The following is a 23,626-nucleotide window of genomic DNA, read 5'->3' as shown; positions in this document are numbered from 1 at the left end:
TCGCGTGGGACGTTCAGCCCACCGGTCCCGGGATCCAATCGTCCCCTGAAAGTGGGATCACCCTTACGCCAACAATGACTCCGAGTTCCAGGCTTGGATCGAAATGGCGCATCGTCCGCTCGTTGAGGTCGATGATGCGGCCAGGCCTTAATGGCCCCACGTCATTTATCTTGACGATGACCTTCTTGCCGACGGCCTCGACGAGCGCATATTTCGGCCTCGCGCCAAATTGGACCCCACCAAATTTCCCGCGCAAATTCGTCTTGATGGCAGCCGCCCAGACAGAGGGATCATAGCGCTCGCCGGAGGCTGTGTTCGGACCGCCCTCTTCCTTGCCGGGCTTGAACGGATTGTACATGGATGCGGCGCCAACGATCGCCTCCCCGGAGGCGGCATCGACGACGGCGCTTGAGTGAACTTCACACGCTTCACTTCGATCAACGGGAACAGAAACGGCAAGCGCAACCAGGGCGCCGCAAATTGCGGCGCTCGAGCGGAACAGCATTATAACTCCTGTGATTTTTTCGATCGTCCGGTTCCGACACCGCAAACATGGTCAAGCGAACGCGGAAGCGTTCACGAACTTGCACCAGTGCTTTGCGGATTCGAGCCAACCCCTGGCTACGGAACCGATGTGCGAACCAGAGCGGTCCGCACGCAGTGTTTTAGGTTGTCCCCGACTAAGACAGAGAATGCGTCAGCAGCATGACCTGATGGAACCTGCGGCGAGTGACAAATGCGATGTCGCCAAAAGCCGACACGCTCGCGCTAATTGATGCGTCGGGCAAAACACCCGCCGCTCGCACAAACCCGTCAATCCTCTTCAGTAAAAATATTCCACTTTACCGAAATTCGGAATTGCGGCATTCTCTCCGCCATCCCGGCCCGAGAAGAGGGGCGATCGTACGTCGTCACGAACGTGGGCCGGGGTGCGGTGGACGCGGCAGTGCCGGGCACGCGAATGCGGGACCAGGGCGAGATGAACCTCGTGAGGGCCTTGACTGCGTGCGGGACGGACGGCGCCTGTGTCCGGCGAAGCCCTTGGGCGGAGCTGGATCGCTGCGTACGGCGAAAACGCGTGGTCCTGACCGTCGTTGCTACGGTCAAGCCTTGCGGAGATGGATCGGGGCTCTACCGGGTTTCGAGGCATCGCCAATTCGCGAGGTGACGGAGGCCAGAAGGAACTCGGCTCCGGGGAGAGCGCGCATAAGCCGTCAGACCATCGCGCAGGGAAGGCCGGGTGTTTTTCCGGCCCACCTGTTTCCCGCCTGCGCATTTGCGTGTGCAAATTCCTGGCGCAGCGGATCATGGGTGCCAGCCGGCACCCGGCCTTCCCTGCGCCCTCTTCACGGAAGAGAGCGAAAGAGGAGAGCAAAACTCGGGCGTTTCATGCCGCGAGAATGCCGCTTCATGCGTGAATTGAGAATCGTGTTGCCCGATGGGATTGATCGAGACGCGGGGTGCGTGTCGCTCAAAATCCACATGCGTTCGTAATCGCCAGCTTAGGTGCCTCAAACGGTCGCATCCGCGGACGCGATATCTTTGCGATGGCCTGACCAGGTTCCATAGTGTCAGCGATGATTTGCAACCGAGGGGCGGGTATCAAATGACAGCGCGTAAATGTTTCATCGTGGCCGCGGGATTGATGACGGCGAGCGCCGCCCATGCCGAGGACGTTCCCTCCAACGCCGAACTGTTTCGCATGCTGAAAGCGCAGCAGCAGACCATCTCCGAGCTGCGCGCCGAATTGAAGGAGGCCAAACAGGAGCGGCGCACGGTCACTCCGCGAGAGGCGACTGCACCGGCAGCCAAGCCAGCCGGACGCGACGCCGCGAGGGAGACGGTTGCGGTAGCACCGCCCGCGCAGGCTTATGCGATGTACAACAAGGGACCCGCAGTCGTGCCGGCGCGCACCGGCGGTGCCTATGTCGGTGTGTTCGGTGGCGGCGGCAGTCGCGGCGGCACTGACGTCAGCCAGCTCGGCACCGTCTTTTTCGTTGAGGCCGTCGGGGGCCCCTTGGCTGTCGACGCCACAGGGCGGACCAGCAGCGGCGGCGTCGGGTTCGGTGGCGCGCATCTCGGTTATGAATGGTCGTATGGTACGTATCTGCGGCCCGCTTTGGAGATCGAAGGTTTCTATCTGGCAGGTAACCAGCCGCGTGCGACGTTGGTGACCCCCACAGACCGATTTGCAGAGCACTCCTTCGACACGACTTTCCCGACGCGCACCACGGTGCTGCTGGCGAACATGGTTGTCGGTTTCAACACGCCCTATCAAGGCATCACGCCCTATATCGGTGGCGGGATCGGGGCCGCGAACGTCTCCATCAACGGCGCCACGTCCACACAGACCGACCCGGCCGAGCCTGGCATCAACCACTTCAACGCGCGTCCGGACTCCTCAGCCTGGACCTTTGCGGCACAGGCCAAGGCCGGTGCGCGCTTCGCCCTCGGCAACAGCGGCGCTTACCTGTTCGGCGAGTACCGCTATCTGTACGTCGGCGATGTGAATCAGGTTTTCGGCTCCACCGTGAATCCCGCTCATGCTGCGACCAGCCCGTGGACGGCCAGCTTCGGCGGCACATCGCACCATCTCGCAGCCGGCGGCATCGGCTTCGGCTTCTAGCTGAGCTCGATCACTGCGAGAATCGGAGGGGGCGGACGACACGTCCGGCCCCTCCCAGGAGGCAACCGGGCAACGGAAGAAGGCGATTTTCTGAGGAAACTGGTGCTGCCAGACAGGATTGAACTGTCGACCTCTCCATTACCAATGGAGTGCTCTACCACTGAGCTACGGCAGCATGTGCTGGGATGAGAATCGGCCGCCAAGGGGGCCTACCAAGCGGGCCGATATCTGCCACAAGCCCCCCTCCTGTGCAAGCTTGCTAGCTCCGCCAAAACGAGAAAATCGGGTCGATATCGGGGCCAAATGCCCGTTTTCAGGTGAAAGTACCGACTTTCCGCCGATTTCGGTTCCGATATCCCCGGCCAACTGGCCAGTTGGCCGCGGCATGGCATTCGGCCCATTTTGGATTTCGCACGAACAGTTCGTGAGGGGCCTCTTGAGCTGCCGCATTCTCCGGGCATGTTATCGCGGATCGCTGGTATGGACCGCTAATGGCTGACGAGAACGACAAGAGCACGAGACAGGCGAGGGGGGCGCGGGACGACCGGCTGAAATCGGCGCTGCGCGAAAACCTGAAGCGACGGAAAGTGCAGGCGCGCGAACGCGCCGCAATCACCGACCCCTCGCAGAACGACGATGCTTCCCTAGATGAGGGGACCGCCGGCAAGACCGGCGATTGAAGTCTGGCGATTAGATTTTTTGGAGTGCATGGACGTGGCAATGGGGCAGGACGAGCAGCAACGAGACGATGGTGACGCGCAGATGTCGCGGTTCACGCGCCCTGAGCAGACCTTTCCGGCGCTGACATCGGCCGAGATCGAGCGCATGCGGAATTTCGGCGAGGTCCGCACCTACGCTGACGGCGAATTCCTATTCGAGACCGGCAAGCCCGGACCGGGCATGTTCGTCGTGCTGAAGGGCCACGTCGCCATCACCCAGCGCGACGGGCTCGGCAATGTCACGCCGCTGATCGACCAGGGGCCGGGGCAATTTCTGGCCGAGCTCAGCCAGCTCTCGGGCCGGCCGGCGCTGGTCGACGGCCGCGCCGAAGGCGAGGTCGAGACGCTGCTGCTGCCGCCGCCCCGCCTGCGCGCGCTGCTGGTCGCCGAGGCCGAGCTCGGCGAGCGCATCATGCGCGCGCTGATCCTGCGCCGGGTCAATCTGCTTCAGGCCGGCGTCGGCGGTGTGGTGCTGATCGGTCCCTCGTATTCGGCCGGCGTGGTGCGCTTGCAGGGCTTCCTCACCCGCAACGGCCAGCCGCATCATCTGCTCGATCCCGAGCGTGACCGCGACGCCGCCGAGGTGATCGCGCGCTATTCGCCGAAGCCGGAAGACTGGCCGCTGGTCGTCGCGGCGAGCGGCGAGGTGCTGCGCAACCCCAGCGAAACCGAGGTTGCGCGCGCGATCGGCATGATCGGCGGCCCCCGCAACGACCGCATCTACGATGTCGCGATCGTCGGCTGCGGACCCGCGGGGCTGGCGACCGCGGTGTATGCCGCCTCCGAAGGGCTTTCGGTCGCCGTGCTCGACACCCGCGCCTTCGGCGGCCAGGCCGGCGCCAGCGCGCGCATCGAAAACTATCTGGGCTTTCCGACCGGCATTTCCGGCCAGGCCCTGACCGCGCGCGCGTTCAACCAGGCGCAGAAGTTCGGCGCCGACATCATGATCCCCGTCACGGTGAAGTCGCTCGACTGCACGCGCCGGGACGGCGCCTTTGCGGTGACGCTCGACGGCAGCGATCCCTTGCGTTCGCGCGCAGTCGTGGTTGCGAGCGGCGCGCGTTATCGCCGCCCCGAGATCGAGAACCTCGACAAGTTCGAGGGCCGCGGCGTCTGGTATTGGGCCTCTCCGGTCGAGGCGCGGCTCTGCGCCGGCGAGGAGGTGGCCCTGGTCGGCGCCGGCAATTCGGCGGGCCAGGCGGCCGTGTTCCTGTCGGGACACGCCAAGAAGGTGCTGATGATCATCCGCGGCGGCGGGCTTGGGGCCAGCATGTCGCGCTATCTCATCGAGCGCATCGAAGCGACACCCAACATCGAATTGATGTTCAACACCGAGATCACCGCGCTCGAGGGCGACGAGGCTTCGCTGCTGCGGCGCATCCGCTGGAAGAGCCGGCTGTCGAGCGATGAAGACTCCGCCGACATCAAGAATCTCTTTTTGTTCGTCGGTGCCGATCCCGCCACCAGCTGGCTCGACGGCTGCGGCGTCACGCTCGATCGCGGCGGCTTCGTCGTGACGGGCGCGCAGTCCGAGCTGAACCAGGGCAAGCTGGTGGCCCCACTGGAGACCTCGGTGCCCGGCGTCTACGCGGTCGGCGACGTCCGCTCCGGCTCGGTCAAGCGCGTCGGCGGCGCCATTGGCGAAGGCGCGCAGGTCGTGGCCTCCCTGCACGGCTATCTCGGCGACGCCGCAAAACCGGCGCTTTAGTCAAGGACAAGACAAGCAGACGGCAAGCGGAATCTCACTTGCCATCTTGCCGTGTCCCACGGACTATCGCCCCGTCGCGAGGCCAATCGCGCGTGGAAGAACAAAAGATTCACAAGGGAGGACTAAATGGCCGAACTCGTCGTGCTCTACAAGACGCCCAAGGACGCCGCCGCCTTCGACAAGCATTATGCCGAGACCCACATTCCGCTCGCGAAGAAACTTCCCGGCCTGAAGAAATACGCCGTCAGTACGGGCGCAGTCGGCTCGCCCGCCGGACCATCGGGCGTCCACCTCGTCGCCATTCTCAGCTTCGACAGCGTGGGCGACATCCAGAAGGCCTTCGGCAGCGAAGCTGGCAAGGCGGCCGCGGGCGACGTGCCGAAATTCGCCAGCGGCGGCGCCGATCTGCTGATCTTCGACACCAAGGAAGTCTGAGCGCGCGCGAAGCGTCTCGCCAAATTCGATTCAACTTTCGTCGAAGACCTGCAAGCTCGTAGCCCGGATTTAGCTTCGCCCCATCCGGGCTACAAACTGCTCTCGTTTGTGACAGCGGTGCAAAAAATTCAGTCATGCGTTTGTCGATTCGCACGACGGCGCATGGCTCCGCACGAGCCTGTGACATCGCGCATGTAGCCATTCAATGAGGGCCGTAATACCATCCAAAGCTTCCAAACGGAGAGAGTGAGATGATGCTTGGATTGAGCCTGCCCGCCTTCACGTTGGTCCATGTCATCATCAGCCTGATCGGCATCGTCGCCGGCCTGGTCGTGATGTTCGGCCTGCTCGGGTCGAAGCCGATGCCGGGCCTCACCGCGATCTTCCTGCTGTTCACGATCCTCACCAGCGTCACCGGCTTCCTGTTTCCGTTCAAGGAGCTGCTGCCCTCGTACATCATCGCCGGCATCTCGCTGGTGCTGCTCGCGATCGCCTGCCTCGCGCTCTACGGAATGAAGCTCAAAGGGGTCTGGCGTCCCGTCTACATCGTGACCGCGATGATCTCGCTCTATTTCAACGTCTTCGTGCTGGTGATCCAGTCGTTCCTGAAGGTGCCGGCGCTCGCCGCGCTCGCGCCTGCCGTGCCGCCGAATCCGCCGGGAGGCCCCGTGTTCGCCGTGGTGCAGGGCATCGTGCTGGTGTTCTTCGTGGTGCTGACCATCGGCGCCTGGCGCCGCTACAAGCCGATGACGTTTGCCTGATCGCACGTTCACGGTCGGTGCGCGGCATCGACCTCGTGACATCGCCCGACCATCTCCGGATCGCCGGCTCGCGTTTTGCGAGCCCCGGATTGATTTTCACTGAAGGAGCCATTCATGCCCACCATCACCACCAAGGACGGCGTCGAGATCTTTTTCAAGGATTGGGGCTCGGGCCAGCCGATCGTGTTCAGCCATGGCTGGCCGCTGTCGGCCGACGACTGGGACACGCAGATGATATTCTTCGCCAATCACGGCTACCGCGTCATCGCCCATGACCGCCGCGGCCACGGCCGCTCCTCGCAGGTCGCCGACGGCCACGACATGGATCACTATGCCGACGATCTCGCGGCGGTGACCGCGCATCTCGACCTCAAGAACGCCATCCATGTCGGCCACTCCACCGGCGGCGGCGAGGTCGTGCACTACATCGCGCGTCACGGCGAGAGCCGGGTGGCGAAGGCTGCGATCCTCTCCGCGGTGCCGCCGCTGATGGTGCAGACGGCGGCCAATCCCGGCGGCCTGCCGAAGAGCGTGTTCGACGATCTCCAGAAGCAGCTCGCCGCCAGCCGCACCGGCTTCTACCGCGACGTCGCTTCCGGTCCTTTCTACGGCTACAACCGTCCCGGCGCAAAGCCGTCGGAAGCGGTGATCCAGAACTGGTGGCGCCAGGGCATGATGGGCGGCGCGAAGGCGCATTACGATGGCATCGTCGCGTTCTCGCAGACCGATTTCACCGAGGACCTGAAGAAGATCAGCGTGCCCGTGCTGGTGATGCACGGCGACGACGACCAGATCGTTCCCTACGCCGATTCCGGCCCGCTGTCGGCCAAGCTGCTGAAGAACGGCACGCTCAAGACCTACAAGGGCTTCCCGCACGGCATGCCGACCACGCACGCCGAAACCATCAACGCGGACCTGCTCGCGTTCTTCAAGGGGTGAGGGAGTCTTCCTTCTCCCCTTGTGGGCCTGTTGCGTTATCGGCTCTTGAGGCTGAAGACGTCAGGAGCGAGTGCCCTGGTCCCGGCAATTGCCTGGCAAGATCTGTAGTTGTCGCCCTGAGCGGGCAGCTCACGCGGCGATCGTGGCCCACCGCCTCATGTTGAAGGCGATCGAGGCGAGCAGGACTTGCCCGGTCGCCTTGATCAGACCGACGTAGCGGATGCAGGTCAGCCGCATGCGGCGTTTGAGAGTAGCGAAGGTGGTCTCGACCTGGGCTCGTCGACGCGCGATGAGGAGGTTGTAGCGTTTGAGCCTGGGCGGCAGTTCCGGGTGATGTCTGTTGGGCCGACGAGCGATGCGGGGCTTCTTGCCTTCCGCCTTCAGCCGGGCCCGTCGGGCATGGGTGTCGTAAGCCGCATCGGCCCAGACCACGGCTTCATCGCCGCGGATCAAAGCGTCCGCCGGTGTCGTATCGTTGACGTTAGCGGGTGTGGTCAACACCGCGCGGATCAAGCCGGATCCTTCGTCGACACCGACATGGGCCTTGTAGCCGAAGGTCGAGCCGCTTTTGCCCTGCCGTTTGGCAAACCGGGCATCAGGATCGTTTGAGGGGCGATCCTCCTTGGGCGGAGCCGAGACTGCCTGGATCAAGGTCGCATCCAGCATCGTGCCGCGCTTGAGGATCACGCCGGCATTCTCAAGCTGACGATCCAGTTCGCCAAACAGCTTCTCCAGCAGGCCTTGTTCAACGAGCTGGTTCCGGAAGCGGTTCAGGACCGTGTGGTCGGGCGTCGCATCCTCAAGGCTCAAACCGACGAAGCGCTTGAACGACAACCGGTCGCCCAGCGCTTCCTCGAGTTCGCGCTCCGAAAGACCATACAGCGACTGCAACAGCACAGCACGAAACAGCACCAGCACCGGATAGCCTGGTCGACCGGGCCCCCCTTCATCCCGCAAATGGCCGATCAGCTTCTCGAACCGGTACCACTTGACCAGGCCAGCCAGCCGATCCAGCGCCGCATTGGCGCCGGCTCCCTTCGGCATCAGCGCTTCCACAAAGCTCGGCTGTCCCGTCCGCTTGACCGCCATCGCTACCCTCCAAGGCTTTGCCCTAGGGAATCACAATTGACGAATTACGCAACAGGCCCCTTGTGGGAGAAGGTGGCATAGGCGGCCTTCGGCCGCCGTTCTTAAGAACGCCGATGCTCTGCATCGGCTATGGCGCCGGATAAGGGGTCTGCTTCAACGAGTCGAACTGCAAGAGTTCACGCGCGGAGACAACCCCTCACCCGTCTCAATCGCGCGAAGCGCGATTGATCCACCCTCTCCCACAAGGGGAGAGGGGAAGAGCGTCACTTCAAGATCGCCCTGATCGCATCGAACGTGCGCTTCACGAAAACCTCCGGCTTCTCGCGCACACCTTCGCCGATCCAGCTTTCGCCGCCGACGCGCATCGCGCCGGTGGCGATCATGGCGACGAGCCGTGCCTTGAGCCTGTCCGATTTGGTTTTGGCACGCTGCGAAAGCCCTTCGGCCAGTGCGCGCTCGAGCTTCTCGTATTTGAGCTGGTCGCGCGCCTGCAGCGCGGGATTGTCGCGCTTGAGCCGCGACATCGCCGCCGCTTCCGCCGGGTCGATCCGCCTGACCGCCGCCGCGATCGCATTCTCCGCCGCCGTCAGCATGGTTTCGCCCGCTGGCCGCGCCACGACCTCTGCGACCAGCGCGCTTGCTGCGCCCTCCTGCCAGGCGGCGACCACGTCCTCCTTCGACGCGAAGTAGTGGAAGAAGCTGCGGCGTGACACGTCGGCCGCGGTCGCGATGTCGTCGATGGTCGTGGCCTCGAAGCCGCGCTCCAGGAACAGCGCCATCGCCGCACGGGTCAGCCGCTCGCGGGTCTCTTGCAATTTACGCTGGCGCAGGCCGGGGCCGTCAGGGGATTTTGCTCCTGCCGGCAATGGCTTGGCGCCTGTCCTGACCGATTTCCCGCCGGGCTTTGAAGCCTTCAAATTATTTCACCTCTTGCAAACTTGCACTCAGTGCACATTTAGACCGGTCGCGGGCCTCATTCCAGCCCCGAACGGAGATACGGCATGACCGACTGGAGCACGGCAGACATCCCCTCCCTCAGCGGCAAGACCGCCGTCGTGACCGGGGCGACGGGCGGCCTCGGCTACGAGACGGCGATGGCGCTGGCGGGCGCCGGTGCCATTGTCATACTCACCGGACGCAACGACGCAAAGGGCCTGCGGGCGATCGAGGGCATTTGCGAGCGGTTTCCCAACGCATTGATCGCCTACGAGCATCTCGATCTCGCCAGTCTCGCCTCCGTCGCCGATTTTACCAGGCGCTTTGCCGCCAGCAATGAGCAGCTCGATCTCCTCATCAACAATGCCGGCGTGATGGCGCTGCCGAAGCGGCAGCAGACAGAGGATGGTTTCGAGATGCAGCTCGGCACCAACTATCTCGGCCATTACGCGCTGACAGCACAGCTGTTGCCGCAGCTTCGCCGCGCGAAAGCGCCTCGCATCGTCAATCTGTCGAGCCTCGCGCACCGCTCCGGCGCGATCAATTTCGACGATCTGCAAGGCAAGCGTTCCTATCGTCCCTGGCGTGCCTATTGCCAGTCCAAGCTGGCGATGCTGATGTTTTCGCTGGAGCTGCAGCGCCGCAGCCTCGCCGCCGGCTGGGGCCTGACGAGCCTTGCTGCCCATCCCGGCTACGCGCGGACCGATCTCATTCCGAACGGGCCGGGCGCCAACAGCTTCCAGTGGCGTGTGAGCCGTTGGCTCCAGCCTTTCATAAGCCACTCCGCAGCCGAAGGCGCGCTGCCCACGCTGTTCGCGGCAACCTCTCCGGCTGCAGAGCCCGGTGGCTATTACGGTCCGAACTGGTTCTACGAATTGAAGGGGCCGCCCGCGCCGGCGAAGATCATGCCGCAGGCGAAGGATTTCGCCGCGGCCGCCATGCTGTGGGATGTCTCGGCGACGTTGACCGGTGTATCCTTCGACGAGATCGCGGTCGCCGCATGAGCCACGGGCCGGTTGGGGACGTCACGATGCAAGTCATCATCTTCGGCGCGACCGGCATGGTCGGGCAGGGCGTATTGCGCGAATGCCTGATCGACACCGGCATCGACCGCGTGCTCGTGGTCGGCCGCAGCCCGACCGGCGTCCGCAATGCCAAGCTCACCGAAATCACGCACGGCGATTTCACCGACTACTCGGCGATCGAAGCGCAGCTCACGGGCTTCGATGCCTGCTTCTTCTGCCTCGGCGTCTCCTCGATCGGCATGAGCGAGGATCGCTATCGCCATCTCACCTACGATCTCACGCTCGCGGCGGCGACGACGCTCGCGAAGCTCAATCCGCAGATGACGTTCGTCTACGTCACCGGCGCCGGCACCGATTCCACCGAGCAGGGATCGCGGATGTGGGCGCGGATCAAGGGCAAGACCGAAAACGATCTGCTCAAGCTGCCGTTCCGGGGCGCCTACATGTTCCGTCCAGGCGCGATCCAGCCCCTGCACGGCGCCCGCTCGAAGACCGCCTGGGTGCAGGCCGTGTATGCCACAACCGGGCCGCTCTGGTCGGCGCTGCGCCGGATCTCGCCGCGGCTCGTCACCTCGACCGAGCAGATGGGCCGCGCCATGATTCGTGTCGCCCGGGAGGGGTATCCGCGGAAGGTGCTGGAGATGGAGGATATCAATAGCCTCTAGCCGGCTGGCCCGTTAGTTTCACGGAAATTTCCGCGTCCGCGCGCGTTGAGCCTTATCGGCCCCCGAGGAGAAATGCCGGCGATGTCGCCCCAGCTCAAACTGATCGCGCTCGACGCCGACGATCTCGCCGTGATCTCGACCCATGTGCAGGACGCCCGCGTCCAGGCCGCCGACATCATCTGGCGGCAAAGCGAGAAGCGGCTGGTGGTCGGGATGAGCCGGCTGGACTGGGAGCAGTCACTGGACGGCGAGGCCGAACCCCGCCGGCTGGTCGCCGCGCTCCGCTTCGACCGCGTGCTCGCCTGCAAGTCGCGCAACATCGACCTCGGCGCGCCGGACGAGGTTCTGGACCTCGTCGGCATCGAGTTTCACTCCCAGGACGGCCGCGACGAGGAGCCCGGCGGCAGCGCCCTGCTGCTGTTCGCCCATGGCGGCGCCATCCGCCTCGACGTCGAATGTCTGGAATGCGAGTTGACCGATCTGGGGGCGGACGCGCTCGGGGCCGGACTGGGCCTCGAGGAGGAGGGGTGAGCTGGCCGGTATACCAGTCAAGCCAGGTCGGGCCGCTGCCGGAACGGCATCTCCCGAGGGTTGACGCAGCTTCCCCGCCGCGCCATTGAGCAGGGGGTCGGGTGAGCCAATCCGCCCCAAAGACCAGCCGGAAGCCAAGCCAAAAATGCCCGTTCGTCTCGACCGCAGCAGCGCCGATTTTGACCAGCGATTCGCGGCCTTCCTCGCCGCCAAGCGCGAGGTCTCGGCCGACGTCGAGGCCGTCGTGCGCACCATCGTCGACGACGTCGCCCGGCGGGGCGATGCGGCCCTGCTCGAGGCCACGGCAAAGTTCGACCGGCTGAAGCTGGATGCATCCGGCCTGCGCGTCACCGCCGCCGAAATCGAGACGGCCGTCAAGGCCTGCGATGCCGCGACACTGGATGCGCTCAAGCTCGCGCGCGACCGCATCGAGACCTATCACCGCCGCCAGCTTCCGAAGGACGAGCGCTTCACCGATCCGCTCGGTGTCGAGCTCGGCTGGCGCTATACCGCGATCGAATCCGCGGGCCTCTATGTGCCCGGCGGCACCGCGGCCTATCCGTCCTCGGTGCTAATGAACGCGGTCCCCGCGAAGGTCGCCGGCGTCGCGCGCCTCGTCATGGTGGTGCCGTCACCGGACGGCAAGCTCAACCCGCTGGTGCTGGCGGCCGCTTCGCTTGGCGGCGTCAGCGAGATCTACCGGGTCGGCGGCGCGCAGGCCGTGGCGGCGCTCGCGCACGGTACCGCCACGATCGCGCCGGTGGCCAAGATCGTCGGCCCCGGCAACGCCTATGTCGCCGCCGCAAAGCGCCTGGTGTTCGGCAAGGTCGGTATCGATATGATCGCGGGACCCTCCGAGGTGCTGGTGATTGCCGACGACACCGGCAATGCCGACTGGATCGCCGCTGATCTGCTGGCGCAGGCCGAGCATGATGCCAGCGCGCAATCGATCCTGATCACGGATTCCGCGCGTCTCGCCGCGGATGTCGAAAAGGCCGTCGAAGCGCAACTGAAGACATTGCCGCGCGCCGCGATCGCCGGCACGTCGTGGGCCGATTTCGGCGCCATCATCATGGTCAAGAATCTTGCCGACGCCATTCCGCTCGCGGATGCGATCGCGGCCGAGCATCTCGAGATCATGACTGATGATCCCGACGCGCTTGCCGGAAAGATCCGCAACGCCGGCGCGGTGTTCCTCGGGGCGCATACGCCGGAGGCGATCGGCGACTATGTCGGCGGCTCCAACCACGTGCTGCCGACGGCGCGCTCGGCGCGGTTCTCCTCAGGCCTCGGAGTTGCCGACTTCATGAAGCGCACCTCAATCCTGAAATGCGGTCCGGACCAGCTGCGTGCGCTCGGACCTGCCGCGATGACGCTCGGACAAGCGGAGGGGCTGGACGCTCATTCGCGCTCGATTGGATTGCGCCTCAATCTGTCATGACCCAGCCGCCCGAACAGGACGACTCGACCAATCGCATCGTCGCGGTCACCCTCGACGAGGACTCGATCGGCCGTTCCGGGCCGGACATCGAGCACGAGCGCGCGATCGCGATCTACGATCTGATCGAGCAGAATTTGTTCGCGCCCGATGGCGCCGACGGGAAGGGGCCGTTCACGCTGCATATCGGCATCACCGGCAGCCGGCTGATGTTCGACATTCGCCGCGAGGAAGGCACGCCCGTGGTCGCGCATCTGTTGTCGCTGACGCCGTTCCGGCGGATCGTGAAGGACTATTTCATGATCTGCGACAGCTACTATCAGGCGATCCGGACAGCTACGCCGGACAAGATCGAGGCCATCGACATGGGCCGCCGCGGCATCCATGACGAGGGATCGCGCACGCTCCAGGAGCGGCTGAAGGGCAAGGTGCGGGTCGACTTCGAGACCTCGCGCCGGCTGTTCACGCTCATCACCGTCCTGCACTGGAAGGGTTAGGCGCATGATCCCGAAAAGTGGGCACCGGTTTTCGGACCAGATCATGCGCGAGACAAACGGCTTAATGGCCCGGAAAAATGTGCAGCGGTTTTCCGACAAGGCCATGCCCTCTTTCAAAAGAGGCTAGGCGCGATGGCGGGTCCGCCACGCGCACGCGATCCGCAATCGGTGCTGTTCGCCTGCGCGATGAACAGCGTGCGCTCGCCGATGGCCGAGAGCCTGCTCCGGCACATGTTTCCGCAGGGCCTCTACGTGAAGTCGGCCGGCGCCAGGAAAGGCGAGCTCGATCCCTTCGTGGTCGCCGTGATGGACGAGCTGGGGCAGGACATCTCCACCCACAAGCCGCAGACCTTCGAGGAGCTGGAGGATTGGGAGGGGCTGAATTTCGACCTCATCATCACGCTCTCGCCCGAAGCGCACCACAAGGCGCTGGAGCTGACCCGCACGCTCGCCGCCGACGTCGAATACTGGCCGACGCAGGATCCCACCACCATCGAAGGCACCCGCGACCAGAAGCTCGCCGCCTACCGCGAGGTCTGCGACCAGCTCCTGATGCGCATCCGCAGGCGTTTTGCGAAGGTCGGCGCGGCGAGCGGTTAGCCGTAACACCCGCGTCACAGACCGAGGGCACACGCATGTTGGACGCCTCGAATCAGTAAAGTCCGGGTTCCCGGGTTGTGAAATCAGCCCCCTTCCGATAGGTTCCGCGCGCAATTCATCCCCTGCTTCATCCCCCAAATCACCTGATGCTCGGCCGCCCCAAATTCGTACTTGCCTCCGGTTCGCCGCGGCGCCTGTCGCTGCTCAACCAGGCCGGCATCGAGCCGGACGCGCTCCGGCCGGCCGACGTCGACGAGACGCCGAAGCGGGGCGAGCTGCCGCGCGCCTGCGCCAACCGTCTCGCAAGGGCCAAGGCCGATGCGGCGCTGAAATCGGTGCAGCTCGACGACGAGCTGCGCGGCGCCTTCATCCTCGCCGCCGACACGGTTGTGGCGGTCGGCCGCCGCATCCTGCCCAAGGCCAATCTGGTGGACGAGGCGGCGCAGTGCCTGCGGCTGCTGTCGGGCCGCAACCACCGCGTCTACACCGCGATCTGCCTGGTGACGCCGCGCGAGGCCTTCCGCCAGCGCCTGGTCGAGACCCGCGTCCGCTTCAAGCGCCTCTCCGAGGACGACATCCAAGCCTATATCGGCTCCGGCGAATGGCGCGGCAAAGCCGGCGGTTACGCCGTGCAGGGCATCGCCGGCTCCTTCGTGGTCAAGATGGTCGGGTCCTACAGCAACGTCGTCGGCCTGCCGCTCTACGAGACCACGACGCTGCTCGGCGGCGAAGGTTTTCCGATCCGCTTCGGCTGGCTCAACGCCACGGCCATCTAGCGCGCCGACAAAAATCTCGAAAACAACCCCATGCACAGTAGAATGGGCCCGCTTGACCCGGCCCGCGACGCCTGCGCGACCGCCCGAGGAACCGCTTTACCGACAGGCTCTTGAACGCCTTCACCCCGAGTAAGCTGCCGACATCATGGACGACCACGTCAAAAAGCCCGCCGGCCCGCTCAAAACCTGCCCGATCTGCGGCAAGCCGCAGTCGGAAGCCACCCGCCCGTTCTGCTCCTCGCGCTGCCGCGACGTCGACCTGAACCGCTGGCTGAAAGGCTCCTACGTCATCCCCGGCCGCGATGACGAGGCGGATGGCGAAGAATAGCCAATAATATCAGATGTTTATTTCGACTTCCGATTCGCCGCGCACCAGCCGCAGCAAGCCCGCCCCACCTTGTGCACAGCCGGGCCGCGCCCGGCGAAGCCACTTGGCGAAGCCGGGTGGACATGCCGCTCCGAGCCCACTATAAACCGCCCGCTCGATGGGCCTTGGCCCCTCTTTGGAGCACGCCCAGGTAGCTCAGTTGGTAGAGCATGCGACTGAAAATCGCAGTGTCGGTGGTTCGATTCCGCCCCTGGGCACCATCCTGGTGTTTGCCCTCGTTCTCCGGCATCCGCTGACGCCAATTTCTCCGGCCTATTCCAGGAACGCCACCGTGGCTGAGCGCGAACTTTGGTTTAGCGGGCGCGGTGCTGCTGACGATGCTCATTCATGGCTGCGCCCGCTTCAAGGCGGAATGCAACGATGATTTCCGCCCGCTCCAGGAGCCAAACCTCATCGTCGTCGCCATCGCGGTCGCCGTTCTGATGACGTTCTTCCAGTGGTTGATCACCACGGGCGGATGACGAGAGCGGCCGAATCAAGTTGCAGGGTTCGGCGATGCAACTTCAATCGGCGCGTGATATCCTCGTCTCGGGGGATGGAATGGACTGTCCCTCCGCATCTGGAAGGACATGGCCATGACGTTGTCGTCACGCTTCGTTGCGCGTCCCGCTGTCACATTCCCATCGATTGCACTGTTGCTGTGCGGCCTGAGCGGCACGGCAATGTCTCAACCGACGCCCACCGAGACTCAGCTTCCCAGCATCACGGTCGACGCGCCGAGACAGGTGGCGAGGCCGCACAAGCCAACGCATCACGTGGCCATCCGCAGCACCGGGTATCGGACATCGCCAGCCACATCGACGGCCGTGGCGGCGCCGATGTCGGATGCCGCGAGGCTCGCCAAGCTCGAACGCGAAACGAGCAGCTGTGCCGGCGGTTGCCAATCGAGCTTCAAGACGGGAAATCAGCCCTGGGTCGGCTGCAACGCTTCGGGCGGCGTGTACTCCTTCACGTGCCGGAACGTCGGCAACTTCAAGACTTACGACGAGTGCAAGGAAGCCGGACGGGTCACCGGCTGGCGATCGGGCGAGACCTCGGCGTATTGCAGCAGCCTGGCGTTGAAGTAGGGGCGGCTGGGGGTTGAGGAGGCTCGTCGGCTAGGCCAGCCTCCTCCGATCGGACTGGGCACAGTCGCCCGCGCACCTCGATGGTTGATGCGAGAGCGATCCGGTGGGCAACCTGCAAACCCGCAAGACGAAGTCTGCCTTCTAATTCCCTTTGGGCCCGGGCGGTCCGATCGGGCCCGCAGGTCCGGCCGGCCCTGGAGGACCCGCTGGCCCGGGGAGGCCGCAATTCTGTATCACCACGTCTCTCGTATCCGGTCCGGACGTGATCTTTACGATACAAGTCGATGGAAACTCCGGTCCAATCCACCGAAATCCTCCGGTCGAAGTGCTCTCGACTTTCACGGTTTTGCTCGGACTGATCTTGATTTCCACGCTGGACTCGCGGGGCCGTCTTACTCTTCCGACGATGACCAACTCGCCCTGCGATATGGTGGCGGTTGTTATGAATATTTCCGCATGCGCGCTTTCAGTCCACGCAATTGCAAAGCCAGCAATAAGAGCTCCAACGGTGCCAAAAGGCTTTGCGAACATCATGGGCCTCCCCGCTTCCCTCACCGATGGTTAGGAGACCAGCTTGGTGCGAAGGCGCCCGTACTCGGTATCGGTTATAGATCCCGATTTTTTGAGCTGATCGAGCTTGGAAAGCTCGTCGGCGACACTAAAGCCGACGATGTGCCGTAATTCCTCGCGCGCCCGCTGAGCCTGCTCAGCGCTGCGTTCCGCCATCCCCCTGCCTTGGGTGATGAGGTAAGCAAAGATGCCGAGGTAGGAGGTCAGAACAAGTGCAAGCACCCACAGTGCCTTACCCCATCCGGAAATGTCGTGGCGCCTGAACAGGTCGCCATAGATGACAATGAGCAGCCAGAACCAAACGACAAATGCGAATACAGCAATTATATCCATCAGAAAATTTCGATATGTGAATCCTTCCTGAGCGAAGAACATTGCGATCCCCTTATTGAGTTGCCGTTCTCGATCTTTCCTGTAGGCCAGTCGCACGGCCCGCTACGCGAAGGCTCAACGGCAGTACCGATGCGACACGCGGTGCGACCTTCCGCTGGTCGAGCGGTACCAGCAGTTGCCGTTCCTCCAATAATATCGATGCCAATGTTGATGTCGCCGGTGGGCGCCCGCGATGGCTCCGGCCGTCGCCCCTATGGCAGCGCCGCGGCGACCACCAACAGCACCACCGATGACGGCACCTCGAAGCGCACTCTGAGCAAATGATTCGCTGGAAGGGACCATTCCTGCGAACGAGAGCAGGATGACGAACAGTGCAAGCTTTCGCATCGGGGGCCTTCCCTTGATTGACTGCTTCTGCCATGCCGTGCCGCCGAATAGCTCCGAGCGGTGATTAGCGCCGCCGCGGAGCGGCATAGCGCGGGTTGATGCCGCAATATGCGTTCGTGCCAGAAGCAGCAGCCAGGCATTGCGAGCGGGTGGCGAACTGACAATTGCCCGGAAAGCCCCAATTGCGACCTCGCAGGCAGTATCGATCCGCCTCGGCAGCTCGGACTGGCTCCAAAAAAGCAAGGAATACAGCGGCAGTGAGTAACGTCAGCATCGGAGCGACACGATGCATATCGATCTCCGTGGATGGATGGAGGTGAATATACTGGCGGCGCGAGGGGAATACCGCCAGTAAAAGCCCTTGCCAGACGCTGGGGCGTTTATTGATGCTACCTGGCGCGAAAAGCGCTCATGCTATTCAGGCTCGGAACCGCTTGTAGGTAAACGTAACAATTGCCATTGCGTGTCCTTGAATGCGGACCGCTGGCCGGATGACGTACGGCTTTCGGATATCGAGCCCCGTTTCATCTGCGCCGCCTGCGGCAGGCGGGCGCCGATGTCGCGCCAGATGGAGCCGCAGAGACATGGTTCGGGGAGAACGATCCCGAGGGCGTGGCGTTTGAATATGAGGTTCTTGAATGAACCGGATCGGCCGCAGGACTATCTACGCCATGTCAGTAATCGTTGTGCTGCTGATCGTCTGGTAGATTCTCGCACCGCTTTGAAGGAGTGAGACGTCGTCGCGCAAGGCCAATGAACCTTGCATACTTGTAACGAGGCGGACACCGAAGCGCCTTCTGGGTGGCCAAATGCTGGCGGAATGTGAGGGCTTATAAAAGCCGACCCTGGCCCACGGGATTTACTCCGATGTTATTTCAAGCGGCGATTATTTGCCTGATCGTACTCAGCATCGGCGTTCTCGTCGCCCACGCGGTTGACGCTCTCAGAACGTAGCGAGCCCGCCAGCGTGAACCGGCGGGCCTCCACCTCGGTCTTCTCAGTTCACGCCCAGAGTCTGGCGTTGAAGTAGATGCGGCTGGGGTTGAGGAGGTTCGTCGGCTAGGCCAGGCTCCTCCGATCGGACTGGGGTACAGTCGCCCGCGCATCGATAATCACGGCGTGATCGCCGATACACATCATCGCACCGGCATGTCGCTTTCGCTCATGCGAGCTGCTCGCCCGCTTGCGTCGCCTACCGCCCCGCCTTCGCCAAGCCCGCCAGGCTCGCCGCCAGCTCATCGCTTCGGAACGGCTTCGTCAGCAGCGACAGGTCCGGCGTGATGCCCTCGTTGTTGGCGTAGCCTGACACGACGAGGATCTGGAGCTCGGGATATTGATTGCGCAGCGCGAGGCCGAGGTCTGTTCCGCTCATGCCGGGCATCAAATGGTCGGTGACGAGCAGGTTCGGCCGCAGGCCTTCCCTGACGCGCTGAAGCGCGTCCTCCGCCGAGGCGGCTTCGACGACGTTGTAGCCGAGCTCGCCCAGCATCTCGGCGGTGCTCATGCGCACCAGCGGTTCGTCATCCACCAGCAGAGCCGTGCCGACGGGCTGTGGCCGCAGTTTTGATTGCGGGACGGCATCAATGGCGCTCGCGACGGCGTGGCTGACCGGCAGCCACAGCTCGACCGTCGTCCCAGCCCCCATGGCGCTCCTGATCGTCAGCGCGCCGCCGAGCTGTGACGCAAGGCCGTGGACCATCGAGAGGCCAAGACCGGTGCCTCGCCCGACGCCCTTGGTCGAGAAGAACGGTTCGACGGCGTGGGCCAGTGTGAACTCGTCCATGCCGATGCCGGTATCGGCGACGGAGATGCAGACATAGGCGCCCGGTGCCAATTCCGAATTGTGAGAGTCTCCAATCGTCCGGGCCTTCGCCGAGATGCGCAGCTTGCCGCCGCCGGGCATGGCATCCCTGGCGTTCACGCTGAGGTTCAGGATCGCCATCTCGATCTGGTTGGGATCGGCCATGGCCGCGGGAAGGTCTTCCGGCGTGTCCACCGTCACCTGGATCTGCGGCCCGGTCGTGCTCGAGATCAGGTCGCCCATCTCGGCAACGAGGAGACCAATGTTGACGGGAATGGCCTGAAGCGGTTGCCGGCGCGCGAAAGCGAGCAGGCGCTGAACCAGCGTCTTGGCGCGCTCGGCCGCCTGTGCTGCGCCGGCGATGAGGCGATGCTCGCGCTCGCCGCCGATGCCCTTGCGCTGAAACAGGTCGAGCAGGCCGACGATCGGCGTGAGCAGATTGTTGAAGTCGTGCGCGACGCCGCCCGTGAGCTGGCCCATGGCCTCCATCTTCTGGGCCTGGCGGAGCGCTTCCTCGGCCTGCGCGAGCCGCGCCTGCTCCTCCAGGCGATCCGTCACGTCGACCCCGGTCAGGAACGCGCCGATCCGCGTGCCGTCCGGAGCGCGGAGCGCCTCGAACTTCATCTCGTAGACGCGGCGGTCGAACCGGGGATCGCCGAACTCATCGATGTTGGTGAAGGCTTCGCCGGCCAGCGCCCGGCTCCAGATCGCGGTTGCCGCCGCGAGATGCTCGGGCCGGTCGGCCAGGAACTGCTGCAGGGAATCGCCGATCTGCGGCCGCTTGCCGTAGATGCGCTGATAGGCATCGGCGCAGGACGTGTTGATCGCCAGCCAGCGATAATCGAGATCGAGCGCCTGGATCTGTCCGTCGGTGGTTTCCACGATCGTCGCCAGCAAATGACGCTCGGCGGTGCGTTCGGCGACGCGCTGCTCGAGGGTCGTGGTCAGCTCCCTGTATCGCGCTTCGCTCGCCCGCAGCCGCGTCTCGCCCAGCACGCGCTCCGTCGTCTCGGACACGATGCAAAGCACTCCGCCGACCGAGCCGTCATCGTCCCGCACGGCCGAGTAGGAGACGTCCCAGTAGCTGGTTTCGCCGTAGCCGTGGCGCTCGACGTAGAACGGTCGATCCTTGGCGGCGAATGTCTTTCTGGTTCGGCGCACGCCTGATAGCAGCGGTTCGAGATCGTCCCACAGCTCGCCCCAGTTTTCGATCGCGGGGCGACCGAGGGCGCGGGGATGATTGGCGCCGATGCCCGGGGCGTAGGCGTCATTGTAGAGCGCGACGAAGTCGGGCCCCCAGAACAGGACGATCTGGGCTTGCGCGGCCAGCAGCATGCTGACCGTCGTTTTCAGCGCCTGAGACCAATCGCGGGGATGACCGAGCGGTGAATCCGACCAGTCGCGGGCGCTCATCATCGCGCCCAGCTTGCCTCCGTCAGCGAGGAAGCCCAATTCAATCGACCGCCGAGCAGCCTTCTCAGACAGCACCGGATCCCCCGCTACGCGTGACACGGGCGTCCTTGCCCATTCGAGCCGGCTTTCGAGGGCTCGTGCTCAAGCGCAGATAACACCCGGCGCGCGCTCTGGTTCCATTCCAGTCGATTCCCGCCGTCCTTGTGCTATTGCTGCTCCCCGCAACTTGACGCGAGGTTCCCATGCTCCCCATTCCCGCCGACATCTTCACCGAGCCCGAGGACGTTTCGCCCGACGGCCTTGCCAATCTCGGCCCGCTCCGCCGTCTCGCAGGGAGCTGGCAGGCGGACAAGGGCATCGACATCAATCCGAAGGCGGAGGGGCCGGAGCGGCGGACCTTCATCGAGCGCATCCGCATGGACCCGATCGACCCGCAGGCCAACGGGCCGCAGCTGTTTTACGGGCTGCGCTATCACATCCACATCAACACGCCCGAGGAAGACATCACCTTCCACGACCAGGTCGGCTATTGGCTGTGGGAGCCCGCGACCGGGCTGATCATGCAGACGCTCGCGATTCCGCGCGGACAGGTCTTGCTCGCCTCGGGCAAGGCCGGGCCGGATGACAGGAAGATATCGGTCACGGCGAAGCGCGGCGACACGGCTTACGGAATCTGCTCGACCGATTTCCTGGAACAGGCCTTCCGCACCGATTCCTATCGCTGCGACATCACCTTCAACGATGACGGAAGCTGGAGCTATCTGATCCAGACCGAGTTGTTCGTGCGCGGCGCGCCGTTCAATCATCACGACAGCAACACGCTGAAGCTCGTCGCGCCGCCCAAGCTCAATCCGCTGGCGGTGATCGTGAAGGATCGCGCCGGGCGCGATGGATCAGCGGCCTGAAGCGTACCCGGAGAATTGCATGAAGCCCTACGTCATTTGCCTGATGCATTCCAGCCTGGACGGCCGCACGCATCCCAGCCGCTGGCGGCCGAAGGGGGCGGGCACAGACTGGTTCGAGAAGATCCATGACGAACTCGGCGGCGACGCCTGGGTGATCGGCCGCGTCACCGGCTCCGAGTTCGCCAAGGGCAAGCCCTATCCCGCAACGGCGGGCGAGACATTTCCCCGCCAAAGCTGGTTCGCGCGGCGCGATGCGAAAACCTATGGCGTCGTGCTCGACGCGCAGGGCAAGATCGGCTGGGGCCGGTCAGACATTGGCGGTGACCCGATCGTCGTGGTGCTGACCGAGGGCGTGCCGGATTCGCATCTGGCCGGGCTGCGCGGCGAGGGTGTGTCCTACATCTTCGCCGGCAAGTCCGAGATCGACCTGGCGCTGACGCTGGACATCCTCAATCGCGAGCTCGGCGTGAAGCGCTTGCTGGTCGAGGGCGGCGGCGTCGCCAATGGGGCCTTCCTGCGCGCCGGTCTCATCGACGAATTCAACCTGATCCTCAGCCCCGCGATCGATGGCGCCAGGGGCGCACCCTTCGTGTTCGATTCGACGGACGCGGACAGCGACAAGCGCGCGCCGCTCGCCGCGATGACGCTGGAGAGCACGCGCGACCTCGGCAGTGGCGTTCTGCTGCTGCGGTATCTGATCAAGAACGACCCGCAAGCGATGCCCAAGTAAGGCATCGGCATGGGACAATTGGAGCACATCGTCATCGTCGGTGCCGGCGCGGCCGGGCTGATGGCGGCGCGCGAGCTGGCACGCGTGGGCAGGACGGTCACGATCCTGGAGGCGCGCGAGCGCTGCGGCGGGCGCATCGATCCGCTGCCGGCGTCGGAGTTCGGCTACCCCGCCGATGGCGGCGCGGAATTCGTCCATGGCGAGGCGCCGGTCACGCGCAAGCTTGTGCGCGAGGCGGGGCTGTCGCTGCAGGAGATCGAAGGCACCCAGTGGAGCTTTGACGGCACGAGGCTCTCCCACGAAGACCGTCACGATCCGCACGAGGCAGAGCTGTACGCCGCGCTAGGGGCGTTGAAGGATGATCTCACGGTTGCCGATTTCCTCCGCGGCCACTTCGCCGGGCCTAGGTATGACCGGCTGCGCCATTCGATCGAGCGCATGGTCGAGGGCTACGACGCCGCCGACCCCGAGCGCGCCTCGACGCTGGCGCTGCGCGAGGAATGGATGGACGGCGGGCATCACACCCAAGCGCGCATCGTCGGCGGCTACGGCGCGCTGATCGATTTTCTGGCGAGCGAGTGCCGCGGGCTTGGCGTGACGTTTCGCTTCGGCCGCGCGGTGTCGGCGATCGAGGAGACGGGCGGCGCGCTGGCCGTCCGCTGTGCCGGCGGCGACGTGCATGGCTGTGATCGCGCGATCCTCACCGTCCCGCTGCCGTTGTTGCGCGAGATCGCGCTTCCGGAGCCCGCACGCGCGAAGGCTGCGGCAGCTGACGATATCGGCTTCGGCAGCGTGATAAAAATCCTGCTGCGGTTCGCGCGGCCGTGGTGGCGCGAGCGAAACGAAGACCTCGCGGACATGACCTTCCTGCTCTCGGACCAGTCGATTCCGGTGTGGTGGACGCGGCATCCGGACCAGCATCCCGTGCTCACCGGCTGGTTCGGCGGGCCGCGCACGGCCGAGCTTGCGAAGCTCGATCGGCAAGGGCTGATCGATGCCGGGGTCGATTCGCTTGCGGTCATCTTCGGCGTGTCGCGCGACGACATCGCGCGCGATCTCGTGGCGGCTGCGGCGACCAACTGGCTGCACGATCCCTTCGCCCGCGGCGCCTATTCCTGGGCGACGCCGCGGACGCGCGAGGCCCAGGCGATCCTTGCGCGCGCCGACGGTCCGGTACTGTTCTCCGGCGAAGCGCTCTATCGCGGCCGCGACATGGGGACAGTCGAGGCGGCGCTGGCGAGCGGGCTGGAGACCGCAGAGATGATTTTGCGGGGATGAAAAAAGGCC

25 protein-coding genes and 2 tRNA genes are annotated in these 23,626 nt (G+C 64.5%); 20 read left to right on the top strand and 7 right to left on the bottom strand.

From position 1 onward, the window contains the following. Nucleotides 1-13: 13 nt before the first annotated feature. Nucleotides 14-505 carry a septal ring lytic transglycosylase RlpA family protein gene (locus tag AB7245_RS42425; protein WP_094184040.1) on the bottom strand — a complete coding sequence of 164 codons (492 nt, stop codon included), beginning with the start codon at nucleotides 503-505 and terminating at the stop codon, nucleotides 14-16. Nucleotides 506-1,606: 1,101 nt separating this feature from the next. On the opposite strand from AB7245_RS42425, the gene AB7245_RS42420 reads away from it, so the two are divergent. After that, entirely contained in the window at nucleotides 1,607-2,626 is a 1,020-nt protein-coding gene (locus tag AB7245_RS42420; RefSeq protein ID WP_245344060.1) for an outer membrane protein, read from the top strand. Nucleotides 2,627-2,726: 100 nt separating this feature from the next. Here AB7245_RS42420 and AB7245_RS42415 read toward each other — a convergent pair. Continuing rightward, nucleotides 2,727-2,801, bottom strand: a tRNA-Thr gene (locus AB7245_RS42415). A 316-nt stretch (nucleotides 2,802-3,117) separates the two neighbouring features. On the opposite strand from AB7245_RS42415, the gene AB7245_RS42410 reads away from it, so the two are divergent. The 5 genes from AB7245_RS42410 to AB7245_RS42390 all read left to right on the top strand — a co-directional run bounded on the left by AB7245_RS42410 (nucleotide 3,118) and on the right by AB7245_RS42390 (nucleotide 7,188). Then, nucleotides 3,118-3,306: a hypothetical protein gene (locus AB7245_RS42410; protein ID WP_028159142.1), complete on the top strand. Its 189-nt coding sequence runs from the start codon at nucleotides 3,118-3,120 to the stop codon at nucleotides 3,304-3,306. Between the two features lie 40 nt (nucleotides 3,307-3,346). After that, nucleotides 3,347-5,053, top strand: a complete 1,707-nt coding sequence (locus AB7245_RS42405; protein ID WP_085400907.1) for an FAD-dependent oxidoreductase — start codon at nucleotides 3,347-3,349, stop codon at nucleotides 5,051-5,053. A gap of 126 nt (nucleotides 5,054-5,179) precedes the next feature. Further along, complete coding sequence (locus AB7245_RS42400) at nucleotides 5,180-5,488, top strand: EthD family reductase (protein WP_063985878.1); 309 nt, start codon at nucleotides 5,180-5,182, stop codon at nucleotides 5,486-5,488. A gap of 251 nt (nucleotides 5,489-5,739) precedes the next feature. Next, nucleotides 5,740-6,249, top strand: coding sequence for a hypothetical protein (locus AB7245_RS42395; protein ID WP_085400910.1), 510 nt, complete (start codon nucleotides 5,740-5,742; stop codon nucleotides 6,247-6,249). 114 nt (nucleotides 6,250-6,363) lie between these two features. Continuing rightward, the gene (locus AB7245_RS42390) at nucleotides 6,364-7,188 is read left to right on the top strand and encodes an alpha/beta fold hydrolase (RefSeq protein ID WP_085400911.1); all 825 of its coding nucleotides are present in this window, start codon (nucleotides 6,364-6,366) and stop codon (nucleotides 7,186-7,188) included. Nucleotides 7,189-7,317: 129 nt separating this feature from the next. Here AB7245_RS42390 and AB7245_RS42385 read toward each other — a convergent pair whose 3' ends face one another. Next, complete coding sequence (locus AB7245_RS42385; RefSeq protein ID WP_085398127.1) at nucleotides 7,318-8,277, bottom strand: IS5 family transposase; 960 nt, start codon at nucleotides 8,275-8,277, stop codon at nucleotides 7,318-7,320. Between the two features lie 263 nt (nucleotides 8,278-8,540). Continuing rightward, nucleotides 8,541-9,194, bottom strand: coding sequence for a TetR/AcrR family transcriptional regulator (locus AB7245_RS42380; RefSeq protein ID WP_085400912.1), 654 nt, complete (start codon nucleotides 9,192-9,194; stop codon nucleotides 8,541-8,543). Between the two features lie 84 nt (nucleotides 9,195-9,278). On the opposite strand from AB7245_RS42380, the gene AB7245_RS42375 reads away from it, so the two are divergent. From AB7245_RS42375 to AB7245_RS42325, 11 genes are all read left to right on the top strand, one after another. After that, nucleotides 9,279-10,217, top strand: a complete 939-nt coding sequence (locus AB7245_RS42375) for an SDR family oxidoreductase (protein ID WP_085400913.1) — start codon at nucleotides 9,279-9,281, stop codon at nucleotides 10,215-10,217. A 26-nt stretch (nucleotides 10,218-10,243) separates the two neighbouring features. Further along, complete coding sequence (locus AB7245_RS42370) at nucleotides 10,244-10,903, top strand: NAD(P)H-binding protein (protein ID WP_085400977.1); 660 nt, start codon at nucleotides 10,244-10,246, stop codon at nucleotides 10,901-10,903. Nucleotides 10,904-10,984: 81 nt separating this feature from the next. Then, nucleotides 10,985-11,434: a DUF2948 family protein gene (locus tag AB7245_RS42365; protein ID WP_063986739.1), complete on the top strand. Its 450-nt coding sequence runs from the start codon at nucleotides 10,985-10,987 to the stop codon at nucleotides 11,432-11,434. Between the two features lie 145 nt (nucleotides 11,435-11,579). Beyond that, a complete protein-coding gene (gene hisD / locus AB7245_RS42360) occupies nucleotides 11,580-12,875 on the top strand; it encodes a histidinol dehydrogenase (RefSeq protein WP_085400914.1) in 1,296 nt (431 codons plus the stop codon). Next, the gene (locus tag AB7245_RS42355) at nucleotides 12,872-13,369 is read left to right on the top strand and encodes a UPF0262 family protein (RefSeq protein WP_071909262.1); all 498 of its coding nucleotides are present in this window, start codon (nucleotides 12,872-12,874) and stop codon (nucleotides 13,367-13,369) included. The genes hisD and AB7245_RS42355 overlap by 4 nt, the downstream gene beginning before the upstream one ends. A gap of 132 nt (nucleotides 13,370-13,501) precedes the next feature. Continuing rightward, nucleotides 13,502-13,969 carry an arsenate-mycothiol transferase ArsC gene (locus tag AB7245_RS42350; RefSeq protein ID WP_085400915.1) on the top strand — a complete coding sequence of 156 codons (468 nt, stop codon included), beginning with the start codon at nucleotides 13,502-13,504 and terminating at the stop codon, nucleotides 13,967-13,969. Nucleotides 13,970-14,115: 146 nt separating this feature from the next. Further along, on the top strand, nucleotides 14,116-14,745 hold the full coding sequence (locus AB7245_RS42345) for a Maf-like protein (protein WP_085400916.1): 630 nt from the start codon (nucleotides 14,116-14,118) through the stop codon (nucleotides 14,743-14,745). 145 nt (nucleotides 14,746-14,890) lie between these two features. Next, a complete protein-coding gene (yacG, locus tag AB7245_RS42340) occupies nucleotides 14,891-15,073 on the top strand; it encodes a DNA gyrase inhibitor YacG (protein ID WP_028151429.1) in 183 nt (60 codons plus the stop codon). Between the two features lie 184 nt (nucleotides 15,074-15,257). Then, nucleotides 15,258-15,333 (top strand) — tRNA-Phe (locus tag AB7245_RS42335). Nucleotides 15,334-15,438: 105 nt separating this feature from the next. Then, nucleotides 15,439-15,594: a hypothetical protein gene (locus tag AB7245_RS42330; RefSeq protein WP_155794856.1), complete on the top strand. Its 156-nt coding sequence runs from the start codon at nucleotides 15,439-15,441 to the stop codon at nucleotides 15,592-15,594. 114 nt (nucleotides 15,595-15,708) lie between these two features. Beyond that, complete coding sequence (locus tag AB7245_RS42325) at nucleotides 15,709-16,200, top strand: hypothetical protein (RefSeq protein ID WP_085400979.1); 492 nt, start codon at nucleotides 15,709-15,711, stop codon at nucleotides 16,198-16,200. Nucleotides 16,201-16,761: 561 nt separating this feature from the next. On the opposite strand, the gene AB7245_RS42320 is transcribed toward AB7245_RS42325, so the two are convergent. The 3 genes from AB7245_RS42320 to AB7245_RS42310 form a co-directional block, all read right to left on the bottom strand. Continuing rightward, entirely contained in the window at nucleotides 16,762-17,145 is a 384-nt protein-coding gene (locus AB7245_RS42320; protein WP_028147401.1) for a PLDc N-terminal domain-containing protein, read from the bottom strand. A gap of 409 nt (nucleotides 17,146-17,554) precedes the next feature. Further along, entirely contained in the window at nucleotides 17,555-17,782 is a 228-nt protein-coding gene (locus AB7245_RS42315; protein WP_084795314.1) for a DUF3551 domain-containing protein, read from the bottom strand. 900 nt (nucleotides 17,783-18,682) lie between these two features. Then, entirely contained in the window at nucleotides 18,683-20,803 is a 2,121-nt protein-coding gene (locus AB7245_RS42310; RefSeq protein WP_085400919.1) for an ATP-binding protein, read from the bottom strand. Between the two features lie 143 nt (nucleotides 20,804-20,946). Between AB7245_RS42310 and AB7245_RS42305 the strand changes: the two genes are divergently transcribed. From AB7245_RS42305 to AB7245_RS42295, 3 genes are read left to right on the top strand one after another with little or no spacing between them, the layout of a single operon-like run. Further along, the gene (locus AB7245_RS42305) at nucleotides 20,947-21,609 is read left to right on the top strand and encodes an FABP family protein (RefSeq protein WP_063985871.1); all 663 of its coding nucleotides are present in this window, start codon (nucleotides 20,947-20,949) and stop codon (nucleotides 21,607-21,609) included. A 19-nt stretch (nucleotides 21,610-21,628) separates the two neighbouring features. Further along, complete coding sequence (locus tag AB7245_RS42300) at nucleotides 21,629-22,339, top strand: RibD family protein (RefSeq protein ID WP_085400920.1); 711 nt, start codon at nucleotides 21,629-21,631, stop codon at nucleotides 22,337-22,339. A 9-nt stretch (nucleotides 22,340-22,348) separates the two neighbouring features. Further along, entirely contained in the window at nucleotides 22,349-23,617 is a 1,269-nt protein-coding gene (locus AB7245_RS42295; RefSeq protein WP_135215754.1) for a flavin monoamine oxidase family protein, read from the top strand. Nucleotides 23,618-23,626: the final 9 nt, after the last annotated feature.

The sequence above is a fragment of the Bradyrhizobium sp. 604_D8_N2_3 genome (genome assembly GCF_051810765.1).
Classification (GTDB): domain Bacteria; phylum Pseudomonadota; class Alphaproteobacteria; order Rhizobiales; family Xanthobacteraceae; genus Bradyrhizobium; species Bradyrhizobium barranii.
Note: the sequence above shows the minus strand (reverse complement) of the source record. Positions and strands in the feature narration are given on the sequence as shown.